General features: G+C 48.2%; 2 protein-coding genes and 1 pseudogene. 1 reads left to right on the forward strand and 2 read right to left on the reverse strand.

The genetic code is table 11. The annotated features are described in order from the left end of the window. A pseudogene (locus Q0628_RS06985) lies at positions 1-363 on the forward strand (hypothetical protein); the annotation flags it as partial. A 168-nt stretch (positions 364-531) separates the two neighbouring features. Here the strand turns inward: Q0628_RS06985 and Q0628_RS06990 are convergent. Together Q0628_RS06990 and Q0628_RS06995 are read right to left on the reverse strand one after the other, a co-directional pair. Continuing rightward, a complete protein-coding gene (locus Q0628_RS06990) occupies positions 532-678 on the reverse strand; it encodes a hypothetical protein (RefSeq protein WP_298769493.1) in 147 nt (48 codons plus the stop codon). Between the two features lie 199 nt (positions 679-877). After that, positions 878-2,089 (reverse strand): hypothetical protein, encoded by a 1,212-nt coding sequence (locus tag Q0628_RS06995; RefSeq protein ID WP_298769495.1) that lies wholly within the window; start codon positions 2,087-2,089, stop codon positions 878-880. Between the last annotated feature and the right edge of the window lie 103 nt (positions 2,090-2,192).

The raw sequence follows: 2,192 nt of genomic DNA on the forward strand, positions 1-2,192 counted from the left end.
AACATTGTCAATCACTTTATCCCCTTCACCGAAGAAGATGTCGGCGCAGGTGATCGTTTCGAAAGTGATTTCATGGTTCAATACATGGATGGTAAAATTTTCAGTGCCGAAGCCCAGGCTGTCCTAGACGAAGGCAAGAAAATTTGGGCAGTTTATTTCAAGCAATCATTCAACCATAAAATTCGCGAAGAATTAAAACTCAACCGACCCGATGTCGGCTGGTATCAGATCCGCCAAGCCCTGAAAGCACAAAACGAATCCGGCAACTCTGTTCCCGTTAGCTTTGCCGCCTTCGAATCTGCCTACAAAACCCTGTCCGAAAAACTTCGCCCTCAAGTCTATCAATACGGATTTTTGAAATAATATCAACTAGTTCCATTTTAGAACTAGTTCAAAAAAGTGAGATTTCCAACGCATCAAATTTTTCGAGTAGTTGAACTGTCAAGGAATACTTGACAATTCAAAGCCGGGGATGACAAAATGATTATGGATTAACGAAAAAAGTGGTATGTGCATTTTTTGCACATACCTCTATCGCCATGAACGCAAGACACCTTGCACGCTATCAAGACGATGGACCATTCCAGAGAGGCTACTATCGCCCGTCTTCACCGAGCTGGCATTGTCACAAAGACCGGTAAAATGACCGCCTTTTACCGTAAGTGCATTGAAGCTCAAACACCTAAAGGGTAGGTTTTATGGACGATATCTATCTGGATCGTCCTAATCTATACATAGGTTTCCATGGTTGCGAAGTTTACGTTCGCAACAAGAAATGCATCAAGGGATTTTTCTTGCCTAGGTACTAAGGCGCTTGTTAAGCAAAAAAGGGCCACGGCAATTGCCGCAGCCCCTTTTTGAGCATTCTATGAAGTAATTAGAAACTGAATACGGTTTCGAGACCGAAGCGCAGCGCAGTATCGTCCTCGTTATCCTGCACGGGAATGTCCACCATGCCGAAGGCCATGATTTCGAGGTTTTCCACCGGCGTAATGTAGGCGCGGGCACCGACATCGAATGTAGCGGCGGAATCATCGTCATCATCCATGGTATTAGTGTGGTATTCTACAGGAATGCCGAGCTTGATGAATTCAGCAAGCTTGAAGGCGGGTTCGGCATACACGAAGAAGTATTCCGGAATTTCGCCGTTGTCAAGGTCGCTTGCATCTTCGGCGGCATCGCCCCTATCGACGATGGCATAGAAAGCGGTCGTCTTGATATCGAACATGCCCACTTCGAAAGTCGGCTCGACCAAGAAAGCGTGAGCGGTAGAAGTCCAGTCCTGACCATCAACGACATCGCCGTCGTCACCCAGGTAATCAGCATGGAAGCCGTACACAGCCCTGAAACCAAAGCCACCGATATTCAGGCCCGCCTCAACACCGGCATGGAGTTCATTGTGCTGTGCAGTCTGGAAGCTCTTGTAGTCAAAGAACGGACGCAGGTGCTGACCGGCATAGTCGAATTCGTAAGCTGCGTGAACATCGTAGACCTTCGCGCCATCGTCATCGGCAAAGTCGTTATCACCACGACCGAAGCCAAAGCCGAGCACAAGGCCTGCCAAGTCAATTTCAAGACCGCGAATATCGTGTTCCTTCATGCCCGCAGCATTGTCGGCAGGATCATCGTAGCCGTAGTAAGCATTGAACGCGCCTTCCGAGAAGGTCAGGTCGCCCAGCTTAACCGCGAAGAAATCAGCCGGCTGGTACTGAACGTAGGCACCATTGTAAATGGCGGCCGGATCAGTCGTTTCGCCGTCGGCTTCGAGGCCCACGAATGCAGACCACTTTTCGTTGAACTTGACTTCAAAATTCAGGTCAAAGGTAGAAGCGTAGGAATGGTTCAGGTCATCTTCTGCCCAGACATTGCCTGTGTAAGCATCAAATTCCACTTCGCCATTGTACTTGACTTCCATTTGGGCTTCAGACGTGCCTTCGTTCATGCTGGCCTTGAGCATGCCGAGAGCGTTACCGGCGGCGTCAGCGACTTCGCCCGGGTTAGTGTTTTCGGCAGGAGCGGATTCAGCGGTTTTTTCTTCGGCAGGAGCAGGCAATATAAGCACTCTATCTGCCAACGGTTTGATGGTCATGATTTCGAGTCCTCCTTCGTTCTTATATGAAAAATATGTTTTTTGTCTGACTGATTATACTGCGTGTGAACTTCTAGCTGTATTCTACAAAAAAAGGAAACAA

This window comes from uncultured Fibrobacter sp. (assembly GCF_937877005.1).
Taxonomy (GTDB): Bacteria; Fibrobacterota; Fibrobacteria; order Fibrobacterales; family Fibrobacteraceae; genus Fibrobacter.

Bases quoted from the DNA above. Each gene is read 5' to 3' on its own strand.
- Q0628_RS06995 (WP_298769495.1), bottom strand. From the start codon at position 2,089: ATGACCATCAAACCGTTGGCAGATAGAGTGCTTATATTGCCTGCTCCT.